This is a genomic window from Haemophilus sp. Marseille-P9675, assembly GCF_916862695.1.
Classification (GTDB): domain Bacteria; phylum Pseudomonadota; class Gammaproteobacteria; order Enterobacterales; family Pasteurellaceae; genus Haemophilus; species Haemophilus haemolyticus_K.
The window spans coordinates 667,160-687,833 of the sequence record NZ_CAKASP010000001.1 but is presented as its reverse complement, the minus strand read 5'-3'; the positions used below and the strand labels follow the sequence as shown (position 1 = coordinate 687,833).

The 20,674-nt window shown below is 38.0% G+C and carries 19 protein-coding genes; 11 read left to right on the top strand and 8 right to left on the bottom strand.

What is annotated here, in order from left to right:
• Nucleotides 1-2: 2 nt before the first annotated feature.
• The 5 genes from rsxC to LIX50_RS03265 all read right to left on the bottom strand — a co-directional run bounded on the left by rsxC (nt 3) and on the right by LIX50_RS03265 (nt 6,617).
• Nucleotides 3-2,375: an electron transport complex subunit RsxC gene (gene rsxC / locus LIX50_RS03285; RefSeq protein WP_226385884.1), complete on the bottom strand. Its 2,373-nt coding sequence runs from the start codon at nt 2,373-2,375 to the stop codon at nt 3-5.
• Nucleotides 2,376-2,957 carry an electron transport complex subunit RsxB gene (gene rsxB / locus LIX50_RS03280; RefSeq protein ID WP_046943227.1) on the bottom strand — a complete coding sequence of 194 codons (582 nt, stop codon included), beginning with the start codon at nt 2,955-2,957 and terminating at the stop codon, nt 2,376-2,378. It lies immediately after the preceding gene.
• Nucleotides 2,958-3,044: 87 nt separating this feature from the next.
• Complete coding sequence (rsxA, locus tag LIX50_RS03275) at nt 3,045-3,623, bottom strand: electron transport complex subunit RsxA (RefSeq protein ID WP_226385883.1); 579 nt, start codon at nt 3,621-3,623, stop codon at nt 3,045-3,047.
• 91 nt (nt 3,624-3,714) lie between these two features.
• The gene (yccS, locus tag LIX50_RS03270) at nt 3,715-5,847 is read right to left on the bottom strand and encodes a YccS family putative transporter (protein ID WP_226385882.1); all 2,133 of its coding nucleotides are present in this window, start codon (nt 5,845-5,847) and stop codon (nt 3,715-3,717) included.
• A 101-nt stretch (nt 5,848-5,948) separates the two neighbouring features.
• Nucleotides 5,949-6,617 carry a curli polymerization inhibitor CsgI-related protein gene (locus LIX50_RS03265; protein WP_140527699.1) on the bottom strand — a complete coding sequence of 223 codons (669 nt, stop codon included), beginning with the start codon at nt 6,615-6,617 and terminating at the stop codon, nt 5,949-5,951.
• Nucleotides 6,618-6,773: 156 nt separating this feature from the next.
• On the opposite strand from LIX50_RS03265, the gene ribE reads away from it, so the two are divergent.
• The 6 genes from ribE (at nt 6,774) to dapB (ending at nt 10,684) form a co-directional block, all read left to right on the top strand.
• Complete coding sequence (gene ribE, locus LIX50_RS03260) at nt 6,774-7,247, top strand: 6,7-dimethyl-8-ribityllumazine synthase (RefSeq protein WP_005628657.1); 474 nt, start codon at nt 6,774-6,776, stop codon at nt 7,245-7,247.
• Between the two features lie 3 nt (nt 7,248-7,250).
• The gene (gene nusB, locus LIX50_RS03255; protein ID WP_226385881.1) at nt 7,251-7,685 is read left to right on the top strand and encodes a transcription antitermination factor NusB; all 435 of its coding nucleotides are present in this window, start codon (nt 7,251-7,253) and stop codon (nt 7,683-7,685) included.
• Between the two features lie 66 nt (nt 7,686-7,751).
• Entirely contained in the window at nt 7,752-8,738 is a 987-nt protein-coding gene (gene thiL, locus LIX50_RS03250) for a thiamine-phosphate kinase (RefSeq protein ID WP_226385880.1), read from the top strand.
• Nucleotides 8,735-9,226 (top strand): phosphatidylglycerophosphatase A, encoded by a 492-nt coding sequence (locus LIX50_RS03245; protein WP_226385879.1) that lies wholly within the window; start codon nt 8,735-8,737, stop codon nt 9,224-9,226. Before thiL ends, LIX50_RS03245 begins: the two co-directional genes overlap by 4 nt.
• Complete coding sequence (locus LIX50_RS03240; RefSeq protein ID WP_192880415.1) at nt 9,226-9,855, top strand: LysE family transporter; 630 nt, start codon at nt 9,226-9,228, stop codon at nt 9,853-9,855. Before LIX50_RS03245 ends, LIX50_RS03240 begins: the two co-directional genes overlap by 1 nt.
• A gap of 16 nt (nt 9,856-9,871) precedes the next feature.
• Nucleotides 9,872-10,684 (top strand): 4-hydroxy-tetrahydrodipicolinate reductase, encoded by an 813-nt coding sequence (dapB, locus tag LIX50_RS03235; protein ID WP_226385878.1) that lies wholly within the window; start codon nt 9,872-9,874, stop codon nt 10,682-10,684.
• On the opposite strand, the gene yfaE is transcribed toward dapB, so the two are convergent.
• The gene (gene yfaE / locus LIX50_RS03230; RefSeq protein WP_044232385.1) at nt 10,679-10,927 is read right to left on the bottom strand and encodes a class I ribonucleotide reductase maintenance protein YfaE; all 249 of its coding nucleotides are present in this window, start codon (nt 10,925-10,927) and stop codon (nt 10,679-10,681) included. The genes dapB and yfaE overlap by 6 nt on opposite strands.
• Before the next feature lie 48 nt (nt 10,928-10,975).
• Between yfaE and LIX50_RS03225 the strand changes: the two genes are divergently transcribed.
• Complete coding sequence (locus LIX50_RS03225; protein WP_226385877.1) at nt 10,976-11,653, top strand: hypothetical protein; 678 nt, start codon at nt 10,976-10,978, stop codon at nt 11,651-11,653.
• Nucleotides 11,654-11,713: 60 nt separating this feature from the next.
• Here LIX50_RS03225 and LIX50_RS03220 read toward each other — a convergent pair whose 3' ends face one another.
• On the bottom strand, nt 11,714-14,995 hold the full coding sequence (locus tag LIX50_RS03220) for a TonB-dependent receptor domain-containing protein (protein ID WP_065264965.1): 3,282 nt from the start codon (nt 14,993-14,995) through the stop codon (nt 11,714-11,716).
• 262 nt (nt 14,996-15,257) lie between these two features.
• Here LIX50_RS03220 and pheS point away from each other — a divergent pair, with 262 nt between their 5' ends.
• Genes pheS through LIX50_RS03200 form a run of 4 tightly spaced genes read left to right on the top strand, consistent with a single transcriptional unit; the run spans nt 15,258 to nt 19,498 of the window.
• Entirely contained in the window at nt 15,258-16,247 is a 990-nt protein-coding gene (gene pheS / locus LIX50_RS03215) for a phenylalanine--tRNA ligase subunit alpha (RefSeq protein WP_021035163.1), read from the top strand.
• A gap of 33 nt (nt 16,248-16,280) precedes the next feature.
• Nucleotides 16,281-18,668, top strand: a complete 2,388-nt coding sequence (pheT, locus tag LIX50_RS03210; RefSeq protein WP_065264964.1) for a phenylalanine--tRNA ligase subunit beta — start codon at nt 16,281-16,283, stop codon at nt 18,666-18,668.
• 1 nt (nt 18,669) lies between these two features.
• A complete protein-coding gene (locus LIX50_RS03205) occupies nt 18,670-18,960 on the top strand; it encodes an integration host factor subunit alpha (RefSeq protein ID WP_048953654.1) in 291 nt (96 codons plus the stop codon).
• 52 nt (nt 18,961-19,012) lie between these two features.
• Nucleotides 19,013-19,498, top strand: coding sequence for an NlpC/P60 family protein (locus LIX50_RS03200; protein ID WP_048953656.1), 486 nt, complete (start codon nt 19,013-19,015; stop codon nt 19,496-19,498).
• Between the two features lie 48 nt (nt 19,499-19,546).
• Here the strand turns inward: LIX50_RS03200 and LIX50_RS03195 are convergent, their stop codons facing one another.
• On the bottom strand, nt 19,547-20,629 hold the full coding sequence (locus tag LIX50_RS03195) for an extracellular solute-binding protein (protein WP_140583511.1): 1,083 nt from the start codon (nt 20,627-20,629) through the stop codon (nt 19,547-19,549).
• Nucleotides 20,630-20,674: the final 45 nt, after the last annotated feature.

The window sequence follows — 20,674 nt, the reverse complement described above, 5'->3', positions numbered from 1 at the left end:
TTTTATTCCTGATTATTTTCTAATGTTGCTTGTGTTTTTGCCAATTTCTTTGCTTTTGCTCGAGCAATGGCAGCCGCTACAGCCGCTTTTTTCGGATCGAGTGCGGTTGAATTTTCTTCTTTTTTTTCTACCGCATTTTCTATGTCTTGAGTGCTTGGAACTAATTCTGTAGTTCCATTCACTTGGGCAAGTTTTTTTGCTTTTGCACGAGCAATCGCAGCGGCTACGGCTGCTTTTTTCGGATCAAGTGCGGTTGAATTTTCGTCTGTTTTTTCTACCGCACTTTCTATGGCTTGAGTGTTTGAGACTGATTCAGCGGTTTCATTCAATTGCGCAAGTTTTTTCGCTTTTGCTCGAGCAAGTGCGGCTGCAACCGCTGCTTTTTTTGGATCAAGTACGGTTAAATTTTCGTCTGTTTTTTCTACCGCACATTCTACGGTTTGTGTGTTTGAGACTGATTCAGCGGTTCCATTCGCTTGAGCAAGTTTTTTTGCTTTTGCACGAGCAATCGCTGCAGCTACAGCCGCTTTTTTCGGATCAAGTGCGGCTGAATTTTCGTCTGTTTTTTCTACCGCACTTTCTACGGTTTGAGTATTTGAGACTGATTCAGCGGTTTCATTTGCTTGTGCAAGTTTTTTCGCTTTTGCTCGAGCAAGCGCGGCTGCAACTGCTTTTTTCGCATCGGTTGGTTGAGTTTGTTGTTCTTGGTTTTCGACTTGAGATTCCGCTTGCTGACGAGCCAGACGACGAGCTTTACGTTGTGCCATTAAATCAGCGTTATCAGGTAAAACTTCCCCTTTTTCTGAGATAATTGTTTTAACTTGTACTGATTCTGTTTCATTGGCTTTTTTCGCTTTCAAGCGTTCTAGCGCCGCTTTAACAGGATCTTCACCTTTGGTTTGCGCTAATTCTTCTCGACGTGCTTCTGCTGCACGTTGTGAACGTGCTTTACGCTCTTGTTCTTCACGTTCCATTCGCGCTTGTTTAGCTTCAAAGCGAATTTTGGCTTCATCTGATTTTTTCTGTTTTTCTTTTATTTGCCAAATTTTTGCTTTTTCTTGGCGGAAATACTGAATCAGCGGAATATGGCTTGGGCATACGTAAGCGCAAATCCCGCACTCGATACAATCTTTGAGGGCGTATTCTTCCGATTTTTTGTGATCTTCACTACGAGCAAACCAGTAGAGTTGTTGTGGCATCAAGTTGACTGGGCAGGCATCAGAACAGCTAGAACAGCGAATACAAGCTTGTTCAGGCTCTGGTTCTGCATACTCAAAATAGTCTGGTGCAAGCAAGCAGTTGACAATTTTTGTCACTGGTGCATTGAGATTGGAAAGTTCCAATCCCATCATTGGGCCCCCCGCAAATACTGGATAACGTTCATCAAACTGATAGCCAGCGCGCGTCAATACTTGAGAAATTGGTGTACCAAGTCGGACCCAATAATTACCTTTTTCAGGAATTTTATCACCAGTAAGGGTGACCACTCGTTCAATTAAAGGTTCGTCATTTATCACCGCTCTTTTAATTGCAAAGGCTGTACCAACATTATGCATCAGTACGCCAATACTAGAAGAACGTGCACCACTTGGGACTTCCATTCCTGTAAGCAAATAAATAAGCTGTTTTGCGGCACCCGAAGGATATTTTGTTGGAATTACTCGAACGCTAATGTCATTTGCTCCCTGTAGCGCTTTGCTAATTGCCTCTATTGCTTCAGGTTTGTTATCTTCAATGGCAATGACTACGTTTTCAGGTCGTAGGATATAACGCAAAATACGAATGCCTTTGATGATTTCATCAGCGCGTTCACGCATAAGACGATCATCACAAGTAATATAAGGCTCACATTCTGCACCATTGATAATTAAGAGTTTAACTTTTTTCTCTGCTGATTGAATTTTAGCTGCAGTCGGAAACACTGCACCGCCCAAGCCAGCTATACCAGCTTGATAGATTTTGTTAATAAGTTGTTCTGGCGAGAGTGTTAAAAAGTCATCAATAGGATTACGCTCTAGCCATTGATCTAAGCCATCCGCTTGCAAATGAATTGCAGGTTCATCAAGACCAGACGGATGTGCAGCGACATAAGGTTTAATCAATTTAATTGTGCCTGAAGTTGGCGCATGAACGGGTAGCATACGTAAGCCATCACCTTGCGTTAAAGGTTGACCTTTTAATACGTAATCGCCTTCCTTTACTAAAAGGTTACCTATTGTTCCTGCGTGCTGTTTAAGAGGAATGTAAAAATCCGTGACTAAAGGGTGATGACGTAATGGTTGTGAATTAGATTGTGATTTCATTTCAGGCGGATGAATGCCACCTTTGAAATCCCATAATTTACCGGAATTGAAACGAGATAATACGTCCGCCATTTATTCCCCCACAACCAATTTTTTCTCAGTACCATTTACATTCATTACTGGAATGACTAATTTTGCATCAAACTTCCAATCCCAATTATCGATATTTTTTTTCACGGGAATCATTGATATACAATCTGTCGGGCAGGGTGCTACACAAAGTTCACAACCTGTACAGAGATCTGGAATAATCGTATGCATGAATTTATTTGTACCAATAATGGCATCAACAGGGCAGGCTTGAATGCATTTTGTGCAGCCAATACACATATTTTCATCAATAAAGGCGACTTTCTCGATAGGTTCTTCTACGCCGTCCATAGCAGGCACATCAACACCTAAAATCTCTGCGATTTTTACGATGGTAGGTTGACCACCAGGAATACATTTTGTGATGTCATCTCCATTGCAAATAGCTTCAGCGTATGGTTTGCAGCCAGGATAACCACATTGTCCACATTGGCTTTGTGGCAAAATAGAATCAATTTTTTCCACAATGGGATCAGCTTCAACTTTGAGTTTAAGTGAAGCAAAGCCTAAAATCGCACCGAAAATTAAAGCGAGTAAAGTGATTACGATGAATAGAAGGGTCATTATTTCTTTCTTTTTCCTGAAAAATACTGAGAGAACCCAATAAATAAAATCAAAATGGTAATAGCCATTAAAAGATAAATCATTTTATTACTTCACAAGTCCTGCAAATCCCATAAATGCGAGAGACATTAAGCCAGCTGTGATAAGGGCAATAGATGAACCTTTGAAAGTTAAAGGTACATCGGCCGCAACAAGACGTTCACGAAGCGCAGCAAAAAGTACTAATACAAGTGCAAATCCAAGAGATGCACCAAAACCATAAACGACAGATTCCGTTAAATCATGAGCAAGATTTACATTTAATAATGCGACACCGAGAACTGCACAGTTTGTGGTTATCAAAGGCAAGAAAATTCCAAGTAAACGATATAGTGTTGGGCTAGTTTTATTTATTACCATTTCGGTAAATTGTACCACTACGGCAATAACCAAAATAAATACTAATGTACGCAAAAAAGTAGCATTCAAGGGAACAAGAATATAATGATCAACTAAATATGCGCAAAGGGAGGCGACAGTTAATACAAACATTGTTGCTAGTCCCATACCTACTGCGGTTTCAATTTTCTTTGATACCCCCATAAACGGACATAGTCCTAAAAACTTTACAAGTACAAAGTTGTTAATTAATGCAGTACCGATAATCAATAAAATATAATTTGTCATTTTTCTTTGCCTTTTATGTAGGGAAGTATTATCGCTATTTATGAATTGAAGAACAATAGGTATTTTTAAATGCGATAAACCCTACTATTTATCAGTATTCTTTGTGAAAATAACCATAAAAAGCAGGCAATAATTGTGTGATTAAATTTAGTTGCTGATAAGGCAAGCTAAATGCTGTGCGATCTTGTTCTGTCATTTCCTGTTTCTCTAACTCCTTTAGGTGGGTTTCAATGTTTTTTTGGAGTTTAGCAAATATATCTGGTGGTATTTTTTCGATATTTTCAAGAGAATAAATAATTTTTTTGGCAACAGGATAGAAACCAGATAAAAATTGTGTAGTTTGTTGTAGAGTATTCATTTTTTCACGATAGGAACCTAGCGCAGAAATATAACTTAATAAGGAATAATTCAGTTTAAGTAAATCAAACCCTTGTTGTAAAAATGCTTTATATTTTTCAGGTTCATTATTCATGTTTGAAAGTGTTGTACTAAGTGCTGCTGCATATTGATGTGCATTACGACGAGCAATGCGATACTTTAGATCATCACTTTTACCAAATTGTAGTTGACTAATAATATGTAAAAGATAAGTTGCATCACTTTGAACCGCTTTATGGCTAACTTTGTCTAATTGTAAATATTTCCAATCAGGCCATAAATAAGAAACAGCAAACCATGAGATAGCCGAACCTAGTAATGTATCAAGTAAACGAGGCATGAGTGCAGCTGAAGTATTAAACCCCATAACATCAAAGCTTAACAAGACCTGTAATGTGATAAAAAAGGTAGAGAAGCTGTAATTATTACTGCGAAAGAAGAAAAATAGTGTACTAGTAAGGACTACAAGACCCAGCTTAAGTTCTAAGGTTGGATTAAAATAGGGTAAAAGCGATCCTATCACCACGCCAAGAAAAGTGCCGATAATCCGCTGGCGTAAACGTGTTTTGGTGGCAGAATAGTTTGGTTGGCAGACAAAGACAGCGGTAAGTAAAATCCAATAACCAAGATTAAATTGGAAAAACTCTACGATGACACAGCATAAAAAAACCACTATCGATAAACGTATTGCATGGCGAAAGAGTTGAGATTCAAAGGTAAAGTGGCTAAAAATTGCAGTAGAGATATTTTTTAAGCCAGTAATTTGATCCGTATGAATTCTTGCTAAATGATCAGCATCATCTGTTTCTTGAGTAAGTTGTCGAAGTTGCCAGTTAATACTTTGCAAGTTGTCTAGTAGGGTCTGAATCTCAATAAGCTGATCTTTATCGTGGATGTGTTGTTCTCGATATAGCTGGAATGAGTGCAATGTCCCCGATAGTGCGCGCTCAACCCGTTCATTGAATTGATAGTTTTTATTTTGGCGTAAACTCGTTGTTACTTCTCGGCAAGATTGTGCTTGTAATTCTAGTAAGCGCTGAATACGAAAAATTAAGTCTGTATTTTTTAGTTTTTCAGTAATTTGCTGATAATCAAAATGAGTAGAATTTACACGTTCATGGATATCTTGCGCAGCAAAATAATAGCGGAGCATTCGTTGTGTGCGAGGATGTCGATGTTGACCACGAATACGATAGAATAGTGCTGTACGAACAATATTAAATGCAGAAACTACATTTGCATTTTTCATAGCGAAATGAAGATGTTTTTTTTCTATTTCATTTATTTCATCGGGATCAAAAAAATAAGATTTGGCATCTAAGTAATCACCTAGCGCACAGAAAGCTTTAGCAACACTTTCTTGTACGGGACGATTTGGAAAGAATAAATAGACAATGAGTGTTATTACACTATAAAGTAGCGTACCGCATAGAATCATGACAGGGTTGATAAACCATTCATGTATTTCAGGTGTATAGGTTAGTGTAGTATAAAGTGCCACAACTAGTGTACCAAATGCAATGGTACTATAGCGTTGCCCAACAGCACCTATCATAGTAAAAATAAATGTAAGCGCAGTCATCAAGGCAATATATTGTATTGGCTTGCCGATATTTAATTGGACAATAAAGGATGAAATAGAGAAAGCTATCAATGTATAAAAGACATTTTTTAAACGCCCAGTTAAACGATTGTCTAAATCAACTAATCCTCCTGCAATAATACCTAGAATTAAAGGCATAGATTGTTGAGAGATATTAAATGCCCATACGCTAATTGCGGCAATATTTACAGCAATAAAAATAGGAATAGTAGCAATTACTTTAGCATTTAACCAGTTGTTCATTATTCATCCTTATTACAATAGAAAAAGTGAGCAGCAAGGCTCACTTTTATTATCTATATAAGCGTACTCAAACATCAAAGCTTTTTGAACGAGATAATACGTTACTTGTGGGATTTTGCCCAGTTTAAGAAACGTATTTGAGTTTCCTTATCTGCTTGTTGGAACCAGTATTGAAGTTGCTGTTCTGCAACATTCTCACCTTGAACAACGACTTTCCCTTTGTTTATTTTAGCATTGCTTGCAGAAGCAACTGGCATTGTGGTTGGTATTGCTGCAGTCGAAAATGCTGCAACAGATGCGATTGCACCTGAGGAATTATATGTAGAAAGATCGTTTACCACGTTTGCACTAGGAAATAAACCCTCTTGTTTTAAAACATCCACTTTCGCTGCAATAGTATTACCTGATTTGCTAGTAATATTAATTGTTGGTGTACTATTAAATTTTTCACCTTCGGAGCGGCTACGGATTGAAGGTGCAGAGATAGTAATATCTTCTGGGGAACCTTTGAATGTAACAATGATAGGACTAGATTCAAATAAAGATTGATTAGAACCTGAACCAACAATATCACCTAAACGAACAACCACTTGATGTGTTTCAGTATCATTAATGTTAAATGATTTTGTTTCTTTTAATAATGCTTTTGATGCTTTTTGTCCATCAATGGCTAAAAACTCAAGATTAGATGACGTTGAAACCATTCCAGCAAAGCTCGTTGAGCTAGCACATAATACCGCTAGGCTTAATGCAATAGTGCGTAATTTCATAATTGCTCCTTTTAATAGATGAAAATGAGTACAATGCTTATGCTATGCTAAATTCACTAAAATGAAAATAAAAAAGTGCGGTTGGTTTTAAAAAAGTTTTTTTATGCTAGAATTCTCTACCAAATTAACGATAGCGATTTTTTAATAGGAAAAAATATGAAAGTTTTAGAAGGCTCAGTCGCAGCACCTAATGCAAAAGTTGCAGTAGCAATTGCTCGTTTTAACAGTTTTATTAATGAAAGTTTATTAGAAGGCGCAATTGATGCATTAAAACGTATCGGCCAAGTGAAAGATGAAAATATCACTATCGTGCGTGCTCCTGGTGCGTATGAGTTGCCATTAGTTGCTCGTCGTTTAGCTGAAAGTAAAAAATTTGATGCGATTGTGGCATTAGGCACAGTTATCCGTGGTGGTACTGCACACTTTGAATATGTAGCAGGGGAAGCAAGCAGTGGTTTAGGAAAAGTTGCAATGGATGCTGAAATCCCTGTCGCTTTTGGAGTATTAACCACAGAAAATATTGAACAAGCGATTGAACGTGCTGGTACTAAAGCAGGTAATAAAGGTGCAGAAGCAGCCTTAACCGCACTTGAAATGGTTAATCTTATTCAACAAATTGATGCGGCATAAATCATGACAGAACAAAAACAAGTGAAAAAGCCTTCTGCTCGTCGTCGTGCGCGTGAATGTACTGTGCAAGCCTTGTATTCTTGGGCGGTATCCGGCAATACTGCAGAACAAGTGGAATTAGCCTTTGTGTTAGATCAAGATATGGATGGGGTAGATAAATCTTACTTCCGTAAATTGTTTCGTCAAACAGTAGAAAATATTGAAACCATTGATTTTTCAATTTCGCCTTATATTGACCGCGCTTTTGATGAGCTTGATCCTATTGAAACTGCAATTTTACGTTTGGCTGTTTATGAATTACGCTTTGAATTAGATGTGCCATATAAAGTGGTTATCAATGAAGCGATTGAAGTGGCAAAAGTATTCGGTGCAGATGAAAGCCATAAATATATCAATGGCGTACTTGATAAAATCGCACCCGCATTAGGGCGTAAATAATCCTTTTAAACTGAAAATGGCGCGCGTTTTTAACGCGTGCCTTTTCTTTTATAAGATAGGTAAAAAATGGCAATGGGTGAATTTGATTTAATTAAACGATATTTTCAGCAACAAATATTAGTTGATGATTCCGTTCAATTATCTATTGGAGACGATTGTGCGCTGGTTTCCGTGCCAGAGAATTATCAGCTTGCCATTACGACCGATACAATGGTAGAAAATGCGCATTTTTTACCAACCATTTCACCTGAAGATTTAGCTTATAAGGCCGTTGCAACTAATTTAAGTGATCTTGCTGCAATGGGGGCACAGCCCAAATGGGTCTCTCTGGCATTAACTTTGCCAAATGTAGATGAAAATTGGATTTCAACATTTAGCCAAAGTTTATTGCACACGTTAAAACAATACAACGTCACATTAATTGGTGGTGATACCACAAAAGGCAATTTGTCTATTACGATTACGGCACAAGGTTTTGTCGAAAAAGGTAAAGGGATTTGTCGGCATAAAGCGCGAGTTGGCGATTTAATTTATGTTTCAGGCACTTTAGGCGATAGCGCTGCAGGTTTAACACAAATTTTATCGGGCAAAAGTGCGGTTGATTCTGATGATGTTTTTTTGCAACAACGTCATCTTAGACCCACACCTAGAATTGAACTTGGGCGGGCGTTAATTGATATTGCCCATGCAGCCATTGATCTTTCCGATGGGTTAATCTCTGATTTAGGGCATATTCTTGAACGAAGTCAATGTTGTGCTGAAGTTGAGCTTACAGCTTTACCTCTTTCATTATCGATTTTAAATAAATATGATCGCACTCTAGCGGAACAATTTGCCTTAAGTGGTGGAGAAGATTATGAACTTTGTTTTACCATACCGCCCGAATATAAAGATGAATTAGAATTACGCGTGAAAAAACTGAACGTGTCTTGCACTTGTATTGGTAAAATTAATGAAAAGTGCGGCGACTTTTCTCCCCGTTTTTTACGGGATGGAAAATCTGTGAATATAACTTTTTCAAGTGGTTTCGATCATTTTAAGGAATCAAAATGACAGAAAATAATCCTCTTAAAAAAATCTCTCTTTTAAATCCTATTCATTTGCTTGCCGTTGGTTTTGGCTCGGGCTTAATTCATCCAGCTCCAGGCACGTGGGGGAGCTTAACCGGAACAATTTTAGGCGTGATTTTGCTTTCTTTGTTAGGTGTAAAAACCTTTTTAATTTTCACCGCACTTTGTTTTCTACTCGGTTGCTACCTTTGTCAAAAAACTACAGCTGATATGGGCGTGCATGATCACGGTTCTATCGTTTGGGATGAATTTGTCGGCGTATTTATTGTATTAGCGGCGATCCCGTCATTATCTTGGCAATGGATTTTGGCTGCTTTTGTGTTATTCCGCTTTTTCGATATTTTAAAACCGTTCCCAATTCGTTATTTTGACGAAAAACTCGAAAGTGGTTTTGGCATTATGGTCGATGATGTATTAGCAGCAATTTATGCCGTGATTGTCGTATTTGCTATTCAGTATTGGATGTTGTGATGCTGAATTTAATCATTGTGCATTTATTTGGCTTAATGACGCCAGGGCCAGATTTCTTCTATGTAAGCCGAATGGCGGCAAGTAACTCTCGTCGTAATACAGTTTGTGGCATTTTAGGCATAACGCTTGGCATCGCTTTTTGGGGGATGCTTTCTATGTTGGGATTGGCGGTGTTATTCGTTACTATTCCAGCATTACATGGCGTTATTATGTTGCTAGGCGGTAGTTACTTAGCATATCTCGGTTTTTTAATGGCTCGCAGTAAAAAATACGCTCAATTTGAACCGCACTCTGATACTGAATTTAATCAGCAAACCACAATCAAAAAAGAAATTGTGAAAGGGCTTTTAGTGAATTTATCCAATGCAAAAGTCGTGGTGTATTTTAGTAGCGTGATGTCGCTTGTCTTAGTAAATATTACTGAAATGTGGCAAATTATCTTGGCTTTTATGGTAATTGTGGTAGAAACATTTTGTTATTTTTATGTGATTTCATTGATTTTTTCACGTAATATTGCCAAGCGTTTATACAGTCAATACAGCCGTTATATTGATAATATGGCTGGTATTGTATTTTTATTTTTTGGTTGTGTGCTTGTTTATAGCGGCATCAACGAAATAATTCATTAATAAAAAAGGAAGTAACATGACATTAAAAATTGCAATCGCTGGTGCTGGCGGAAGAATGGGGCGTCAATTAATTCAAGCGGTTCATTCTGCGGAAGGAGTAGAGCTAGGAGCAGCTTTTGAACGCAAAGGATCATCTTTAGTCGGAACAGATGCGGGAGAATTGGCGGGCATTGGTCATCTAGGTGTAACAGTTTCGGATGATCTTGAAAGCCAAAAAGATAAATTCGATTTATTAATCGATTTCACTCGACCAGAAGGCACCCTTGAACATATTGCATTTTGCGTAGCGAATAATAAAAAAATGGTAATCGGTACAACAGGTTTTGATGAGAATGGTAAAGCGGCGATTAAAACCGCTTCAGATAAAATTGCTATTGTGTTTGCATCAAATTTCAGTGTTGGTGTGAATTTAGTCTTCAAGCTTTTAGAAAAAGCAGCAAAAGTGATGGGCGATTATTGCGATATTGAAGTGATCGAAGCACATCACCGTCATAAAGTTGATGCGCCATCTGGCACCGCACTTTCTATGGGCGAACATATCGCAAAAACCTTAGGTCGCGATTTAAAAACTCACGGAGTCTTCTGCCGAGAAGGAATCACAGGCGAACGTAAACGCGATGAAATTGGTTTTTCAACTATTCGCGCTTCGGATGTGGTGGGGGAACACACGGTGTGGTTTGCTGATATCGGCGAGCGTGTAGAGATTTCCCATAAAGCATCAAGTCGTATGACTTTCGCTAATGGTGCAGTGCGTGCTGGTAAATGGTTAGAAAATAAAGCGAATGGCTTATTTGATATGACCGATGTATTAGATTTAAATAATTTATAAATCAATTTCAATGTCACTTTCTACGTGACAGCAGCATAATAAAATCTCATCAGGTTGAATAAAGGCAAGGGGCGTATCTTTATATGATACCTTGCCTTTTTTGATCTTCACACGACAAGAACCACAATAGCCACTACGGCATTGATATTCATGATGAATATTATTTTTCTCGAGATGATCGAGTAAACTTGTTTCATTATTGAATTCTAATGTGGTTTTACTGTAGATTAGATGAATTTTCATAATAACAATGCAGTGAAATTTGCTGGGCATTATATAAGGAAAATCCATATGTTAAAAATACTGTGTTTTATAACCGCACTTTTTATTACGGCTTGTAGTTCTATTAGCAAAGAACCAGTGAAGACGGTGGATGTTTATATTAAACCTTATTATTCTGCTGAAAATGGAAAAGCAGAAAATGTATTTGTACATAAAGAAATCGATCCTATGCTACGTGAAAATACGATAAAAGGTTATGAAAGTGCGGTGAAATTTGTAGAAGAAAATCCGGCTCGCATTTCACCAATGACGATGTTCACGTTAGCCGCGCGGGCGTACGATTTTGGATTAAGAGATGAAGCTGTTACTTGGTTTTATCGTGGACAAAACCGTTTGATTACCGCACTTTATGTGTTGGATTTACCAAAACAAACGGTGCAGGATAATACAGGGTTCAGCCATGTTGTAGGGCAGTTTATTAATGCTTATGCGTTTTGCAATTTTGATAAACAAAGTCGTGCCGCCGAAAATGCGGTGAAATGGACAATTACGCATCCTTATGAAGTTATTTTCTTACCAACATTGTCCGCAAAATTTGCAGATCGTAGAAAAGCGTTAAAAGAAGCAGAAGAAAAATTAGTTCAACGTTTACAGGAACAAGCACATTTTTTTGCCAATCCAAACAATAAAGAAAAATGGCAAAAAGAGCGGTCAGAAAATTTTGTGAATGAACGATTTTGTTGGTAATAAGAAAAAATGGAATAGCGATAACGTTATTCCATTTTTAGTATGATAAACCATATATGGTTAGAATGTACTTGTTAAACCAAATTTAATGGTTCTTCCTGGCGCTGGCATAGATGAACGAGTCATTGGATCAAGATAATAACGATCAGTTAAGTTTGTCGCAGACAATGACAGCGCAAGATTCTCATTCACTTTGTAGTTCATATACGCATCAACCAAGAACACTGGCTGCCAACGTGGGTTGTTATTGCTATTGGCAAACCAGCCTGCATCACGTAAAGATTTGTTACGAGTTTCTTTCACATTAGTGTGATATACCATACGGGTGCCAACTTCTAATCGCTCATCTAAGAAACGTACACCGAGATTTGAGGTAATGCTGTATTTCGGCAAAATGGCATTTTTTAAGTAGCCGTTTTCATTACCACCATTAACGCATTCAGGATAGGCTTCAAATGTATGTATATCACCTATACCACCAACATCTCGAATTGCTGAACTTTTATCGCAGAATTTATTTTTGATGTTGTAGCTAATACCGATATCACCGAAGATTCGACCTTGATCATAACGAGCGGATAATTCTACACCTTCTAAAATCCGTTTATCAAACTGCTTCATCTCATAATTAATATCACGGTCAAAAATATTTTTCGTGGTATTTTTGTACCAATTTAGTCGAATATCCGCACGGCGTAAACTTGGGAAGAAACCACGTAAATCATGCACATATCCCACTTCAATATTTTTGCTGTGTTCCGGTTTACGTTTATAGAGCGGCGTGAGAATATCAATGGAATAGCCAATGGTATCTTCAAAAATACTCGGCATACGTTTGGTTTCATCATAGCGCACATAAATTCTGGCGTTATCACTTAAAAATGCGGTAGCACTAAAGGAAGGTGCCCAAGCGTGATCTTTACGCTCCGCCTTTTTCATTTTTTCCCACTGTTCTTTGGTTACTGGTGTTTTTTCTGGCGAACCGGAAAAATCAGTACTAATGTCATATAAATAATCTTCTTTCCCAGTTTGTGGATGGATTACTTTTTTTTCTAACATTTCTTTTGTAATGCGTCCATCCGTAAGCGGAAAATGCTCAACAGAAAAATTACCATATTCGTCTCGTTCCCAATAAATGGTCTGCGTTGCAGATTGATCCCATTCACCTTTATCACCACTGAGCTGTGACCAACTATCATATTCCTCATCTGTGGTTGGAGTCCCGCCATGTGAAACAACATACTCATCACGATCATCAAGCCATTTTTGTAATTCTGGTGAATCATCAGCAGGTATTGGATATAATTCTTTAAATTTTTCCTGAAGTGAAATTATTAAATCATTTTTCCTTTCAAAATTTATATAGTCTTGTGTTATTTTAGGGGCGACTTGCTTCAATTTTCTTACTGTAAATGGAATACGTGATTCGGTTAATACCTCTTCCTGTTTTAAGTGTGCAATTTTTTCCTGCAAACCGCGATCTTTAGATTTGTAATGGGTATATTTCATCCCAGCAGTCAGTAATAACCAATCGGTTGGTGAATATTCAAATTTGAAGCCTGCATTAAATTCATTTCGGTTGCCTTTTCGATTTCCTGAACGAGCAGTGTTTGATACTCGGCAAATACCATGTATATCGCCTTCCACACAGGTATAATTTTCCCCTTCTATTTTAGCATCAGTCTCGTATTGATTAAATGCAGTAAGTTGATATTTATCCCAAAGTTCATAAACATTGGTACTGTCTAAAGTTTCACGACGATAATTTGTCATGACACTTAAACGAAGTTTTGGACTTAGTTCCGTGACATTGCTAAAGGTTATTCCCATATGATTATCACGGGCAAATTGCACTTGCGCGGGTTGAGTATTAAAAATCCCATCAATATTTTTAAATTTAGGATTTTTCATATATTCCTTTATTTTGCTATTAAAAATTTCGTAAAAACGATCTTTTATACGTTTATATTCAACGGGATCTTTCACTTGATCTAATTCATAGGCTTTATCACCAAACTCATTTGCGAGATCAAATTGAGATAAAGTACCAATCAGTTGAGTATTATAATCACTAAAAAGTACATCACCCGGTGAGCCGCCCGATGTATTAGTTGCCGTATCATTTTTTACTGCCCATACACCTATTTTTAAATCAAGCCATTTGTTATCCGGCGGGTTATAGGAAAACTCAACATTACCTGTTTTTTGTTTTACATCTGCTAGTGGCCATTGTGTGACGGTATTACGCGCAGCATAGTTATAGCCAAGTCGGGAAGGCATAATGTCGCCGTAATTTATTTGCGTGTCTCGGAAGTTCGCAGAAAGTGAAGCATATTTATTAAAGTGGAGTTTCCCCTTTAATAACCAAGATCGGCTTTCATAAGATGTATTTGGTACTTCTTCACCCGGTTTATAAATTCGAGCAATGAGTGGAATATAAGGGTCATCGGAGTTTTTATCTAAATCAAGCGGGCCAGTTGTTCCTTCACCGTATTTTTTCCCTCCCCGTTTACCAGCAAAATAATTGCCTTTGTTGCGATAAGCATACGCCCCTAAGACTTCATAACCATCATCTTTTGCGGCTAACGCCAAACGTACGGCATTATCGTGTAAAGGTTTGTTTCTGCCTTTTTTTCTTGGGCTAATCCGATCATCATCTTTAAAATACAACGCCCATTCAGCTAATTCTGCACGCCCGTCTGGTGAAACAAGTCGATAATCCTGACCAATAGGTACACCTTCATAAGGATGAGCCTTAATGGAATTGTTGGCTGTCTCCGTTTTAAGTTCAATACCCCATTTTTTGCCAGGCTTAATGATCTCATTAGGATTTAGCGTCGACATACGAATCGTGCCTGCCGCCCCAGAGCGCAAAGTGCGGTCTAAATTTGGGCCTTTTTCCACATTCACTTCACTCACTAAAAATGGATCAAGATAGTTACGATTGCTTACTCCAGAATAACCACGCCAAACGGTAATCGCTTGTTCAGTATCATCAACTAATACAGGAATTCGCCCTTGCCCCCAAGAACTTCGAATGATTGGATCAATCGCACCGCCATTACGCGCATCGCCACTATAGACGCCTGTAATACCACTTAATAAATCAGATACAGATTGAGAATGATAAGTTTCAATTTCTTTTTTGCTTTTATATTCTGTTACGTTGTTTTTGCTATAAATGGAATCTTTTCCTTTTAATGCTATATCATCTGATGAAGCATTAACATTAATTGTGTCTAATTGACGTATCGACTCAGCTTGGCTAAGAGATGGGAGGATTCCGATTAAAGATAAAAATAATAAAGTAGCAGTGTTATATCGTTTTTGTGGATCATTCATATAAACCCCTTAATTTTGAGAATGATAACGCTTATCATACGCTTAAGTTAATGAAAATCCTACTATATAACTTGGTTTTACATTAAAAATGAGAAGATGATCACAATTTTTGTTTTTAGAGTTTGAGTCAACATTTAAATACTTTAAATATTATCATCTGATAAACCAATGATTTTTCGTATTATTCTTTTACTTTTTAAGTACTTGGTATTATCATTACTCGGTTTTTTATTTTATAGAGAAAAGAGAAGCAGGGGAAACTATGCAACATCTGAACGAGCTTGTTGAGAAAGCGAAATTAGCGATTGAATCCATTCAGGATAAAAGTTTAACGGCTTTGGATGAAATCCGTGTCGAATATTTTGGTAAGAAAGGGCATTTTACTCAATTAATGCAAGAATTGCGTAATGTGTCAGCAGAAGAACGTCCGGCTATGGGTGCAAAAATTAACGAAGCAAAACAAGCTGCGTTAGAATTTTTAAATGCAAAAAAAACGGAGTGGGAACAGGCTGAACTTAACGCAAAATTAGAAAAAGAACGTGTTGATGTCAGTTTACCTGGTCGCAAAGTTGAAACAGGTGGCTTACACCCAGTCACTATGACGATTAATCGCGTAACAAAATTTTTCTCAGAACTTGGCTTTTCAGTTGAAAATGGCCCTGAAATTGAAAGTGATTATTACAACTTTGATGCTTTAAATATTCCTAAACATCACCCAGCACGTGCCGATCACGATACTTTCTGGTTTAATCCAGAATTATTACTCCGCACTCAAACTTCTGGCGTGCAAATTCGTACTATGGAAAAAATGCAGCCACCAATTCGCATTATGGCTCCAGGACGTGTATATCGTAATGACTACGATCAAACGCATACGCCAATGTTCCATCAAATTGAACTACTTTATGTGGATAAAAAAGCAAATTTCACAGAATTGAAAGGTTTATTGCACGATTTCTTACGCGCTTTCTTTGAAGAAGATTTACAAGTACGTTTCCGTCCATCTTATTTCCCGTTTACAGAACCTTCAGCCGAAGTGGATGTGATGGGGAAAAACGGTAAATGGTTAGAGGTGTTGGGCTGCGGTATGGTGCACCCAAATGTGTTGCGTAACGTTGGTATTGATCCGAATGAATATTCTGGTTTTGCCGTGGGAATGGGCGTTGAGCGTTTAACAATGTTACGTTATAACGTAACAGATTTACGTTCGTTCTTTGAAAACGACTTACGTTTCTTAAAACAATTTAAGTAATTTCTCGGATTTGAATTAAAAGGATAACAACAAATGAAATTTAGTGAACAGTGGGTAAGAGAATGGGTGAACCCTGCGGTGTCCACCGAGCAATTATGCGAGCAAATTACCATGCTTGGCTTAGAAGTAGATGGCGTGGAAACCGTTGCGGGTAAATTTAATGGTGTCGTTGTTGGTGAAGTAGTGGAATGTGCACAACATCCAGATGCAGATAAATTACGTGTAACTAAAGTGAACGTAGGTGGTGATCGTTTATTGGATATCGTGTGTGGCGCACCAAATTGTCGTCAAGGCTTAAAAGTCGCTTGTGCAACAGAAGGTGCGGTATTACCGGGCGATTTCAAAATTAAGAAAACGAAATTACGCGGTCAACCATCAGAAGGAATGCTTTGTTCATTTTCTGAATTAGGTATTGATGTTGAAGCAGACGGTATTATTGAGCTGCCAGTTGATGCACCAATCGGTACAGATTTACGTGAATATTTAGGTTTAAACGATAATGCCATCGAAATTAGCTTAACGCCAAATCGTGCGGATTGTTTGAGCATTGCGGGTATTGCGCGTGAAATTGGTGTGGTAAATAAACAGCCAGTAAATCAACCGCACTTTGAAGCGGTTCCCGCAACAATTTCTGATAAAGTTCAAATTGATTTACAAGCACCAGAAGCCTGCCCGCGTTATTTATTGCGTGCGGTGAAAAACGTTAATGTGAAGGCTGAATCGCCAATGTGGATGCAAGAAAAATTGCGCCGTTGTGGTATTCGTTCTATTGATCCTATTGTTGATATTACTAACTATATTTTGCTTGAGCTTGGTCAGCCAATGCATGCGTTTGATGCGGCTAAAGTTGCGCAACCTGTTCAAGTTCGATTCGCAAAAGAAGGTGAAGAATTAGTATTATTAGATGGCTCAACAGCAAAACTTCAATCAAATACTTTATTAATTGCCGACCAAAATGGTCCTTTAGCAATGGCAGGAATCTTTGGTGGTGCAGCCAGTGGCGTGAATAGCGAAACGAAAGATGTGATTTTAGAATCCGCATTTTTCGCTCCATTAGCTATTGCTGGCCGTGCAAGACAATATGGTTTACATACGGATGCATCACACCGTTTTGAACGTGGTGTGGATTTTGAATTAGCACGTAAAGCAATGGAACGCGCAACCGCATTATTGCTTGAAATCTGTGGTGGTGAAGCGGGTGAGATTTGTGAAGCAAGCAGTGAAGCTCATCTTCCTAAAGTCAATACCGTTCAACTTCGCCGTAGTAAATTAGATGCACTTTTAGGTCATCATATTGAAACAGAAAGCGTAACAGAAATTTTCCATCGTCTTGGTTTCGATGTTACTTATGCAAATGATATTTGGACGGTAACTTCTGCAAGCTGGCGTTTTGATATTGAAATCGAAGAAGATTTAATTGAGGAAGTGGCGCGTATTTATGGTTATAACAGCATTCCAAACAATGCGCCATTAGCGCATCTCCGCATGCGTGAGCATAAAGAATCTGATTTAGATTTAGCTCGAATTAAGACTGCACTTGTGGATGCTGATTACCAAGAAGCCATTACTTATAGCTTTGTAGATCCAAAAATTCAAAGTTTATTACATCCACATCAAGAAGCACTTGTATTGCCAAACCCAATTTCTGTGGAAATGTCAGCAATGCGCGTGTCTTTAATGAGTGGTTTATTAGGTGCGGTGCTTTATAACCAAAATCGCCAACAATCTCGTGTTCGTTTATTTGAAACAGGATTACGTTTTGTACCAGATGCCAATGCTGAATTTGGCGTGCGTCAAGAATTTGTTTTAAGTGCGGTGATTACTGGAACGGCAAAATCTGAACATTGGGCAGGCAAAGCAGAGTCTGTTGATTTCTTTGATCTTAAAGGTGATTTAGAATCAGTACTTTCTTTAACAGAAGGTGGTAATAGAGTTCGTTTTGTTGCAAAACAATTTGATGCATTACACCCTGGCCAATCAGCTGTTATTGAATTAGATGGTCAAGAAATTGGTTTTATTGGTGCAATTCATCCATCTATTAGTCAAAAACTTGGCTTAAATGGCAAAACTTTTGTATTTGAAATTCTTTGGAATGCAATTGCGGCACGTAATGTGGTGCAAGCAAAAGAAATTTCTAAATTCCCAGCAAACCGTCGTGATTTAGCTTTAGTCGTCGCGGATAGCGTACCAGCAGGGGAATTAATCGCAGCATGTAAACAAGCAGGCGGCGAAAAATTGGTGCAAGTGAACTTGTTCGATGTATATCAAGGTGTGGGCGTCGCTGAAGGCTATAAGAGTTTAGCCATTAGCTTGACTGTCCAAGATAATGAAAAAACACTTGAAGATGAAGAAATTAATGCAGTGATTTCAGCAGTATTAGCGGAGGTAAAACAACGCTTTAATGCTGAATTAAGGGATTAATATGGCTACGATAACTAAAATTGATATTACTGAGAATTTAATTGAAAAATATCAGTTACCTAAAAATGAAGCAAAAAAAGTTGTAGAAAACTTTTTTGAGGAAGTCCGGGTATCACTTGAATCTGGTCATGATGTAAAATTATCAGGGTTTGGTAACTTTGAATTACGTAATAAAGCTTCACGTCCAGGACGTAATCCTAAAACTGGAGATGTAGTGGCAGTTTCTGCTCGCCGAGTGGTAACATTTAAACCAGGGCAAAAGTTACGTGCTCGTGTAGAAAAAACTAAATAGTAAGCAACAAAAAGTGCGGTGAATTTCTACCGCACTTTTCATATGAAAAGGTATGAAAGTATATAAATCATTTTTAATCGCTACTGCCTCGCTGTTTTTATTCGCTTGTTCCAGCTTTCAAAACGATGATTATGCGATGAACTATAAAGGTCAAATCGGTGATCCTATTATGGCCATAGCCATGTTGAGCGAACAACAACATGAATGGGCGGGTACACCTTATGTGCTCGGTGGTGTTTCACGTCGTGGCGTAGATTGTTCCGGTTTTGTGCAGAAAACTTTCTTCGATCGTTTTAATCTTCGTTTGCCAAGAAGTACAACTGAACAAGCCAATTATGGTAAACATGTACGCAAAGAAGATATTCAAACGGGTGATTTAATTTTCTTTAAAACTGGCCGAGGCCCTAATGGTTATCATGTGGGGATTTATGTAAAAGAAGATAAATTCCTTCATGCTTCCACCAGAGGGGGAGTTGTCTATTCTTCAATGCATAACCCTTATTGGTCTAAGGCATTTTGGCAGGTTAGACGGATTTAGATGATTTAAGTATAAGTGCGGTTTTAACCGCACTTGTATTTATTAGAATTATTTAGCTGCTTTTAATTCTTGATAATATTGCTCATAGAATTGAATTGCATCGCCAACGTCATCTTGCCAGTGGCTATTTTTTAATACATCAGCCGGTGGATAAATCGCTGGATCTTCAGTGATTTCTTTTGGTAATGCTTTCTTCGCTTCTAAGTTAGCTGTTGGATAGCCAATTGCTAAGGTTAATTTTTCTGCAGCTTTAGCACCTAACATATAGTTAATAAGTTTATGTGCACCATCTGGGTTTTTAGCAGTTTTAGGAATTGCTAGAGTATCAACCCAAAGTACCGGGCCTTCTTTCGGGAATACCATGTCTAAAGGTGCTTTTTCTTTTTTAGCAATACGTACAGAACCATTCCATAATTGACCGACTTCAACTTCACCCGAGATGAAAGAGTTCGCAGGGTTATCGGAATTGAAAGAAAGTACGTTTGGACGTAGTTTTAATAATTCTTCATAGGCTTGTTTGATAATGGCAGGATCTTGAGTATTTGGATCTTGACCAATTTTCAATAAAGCGATGTTAAATACTTCGCGTGCATCGTCTAATAACTGAACTTTGTTTGCAAATTCAGGTTTCCACAAGTCAGCCCAAGAAGTGAATTGAGCGCCTTTATAAGTGTTGGTATTGAATGCAATACCTGGTGCACCTAATAATTGTGGGAGAGAGTATTTGTTACCTTTATCATAAGGTTTATCAAGCCAATCAGGGTCTAATTCTTTAATAACAGGTAATTTACTGTGATCGAGCTCCATTAACATGCCTTCTCTAGCCATCTTAGAAACAAAGTAGTTAGATGGTGCAATCACATCATAGCCACCAGCAGCACCTTGAGTTTTGAGTTTTGCATACATCGTTTCATTTGATTCTAGGCTTGAAACGATAACTTTGATGCCAGTTTCTTTGGTAAAGTCATCTAAAAGGCCATCTGGTACGTATTCAGTCCATGTGTAGAGGTACACGGTGTCATTGGCAGTAGCCGGAGATTTTGCAGCTTCAGCTTTGCTATCTTTATCATTACAAGCAGTTAAAGTTGCAGCTACTAAGCCTGCAGTAATTAAACCTGCGAATTTTTTCATTTTTGTTTGTTCTCCGTAAAGAGTCGTAAAAAAACCACCTGCCGA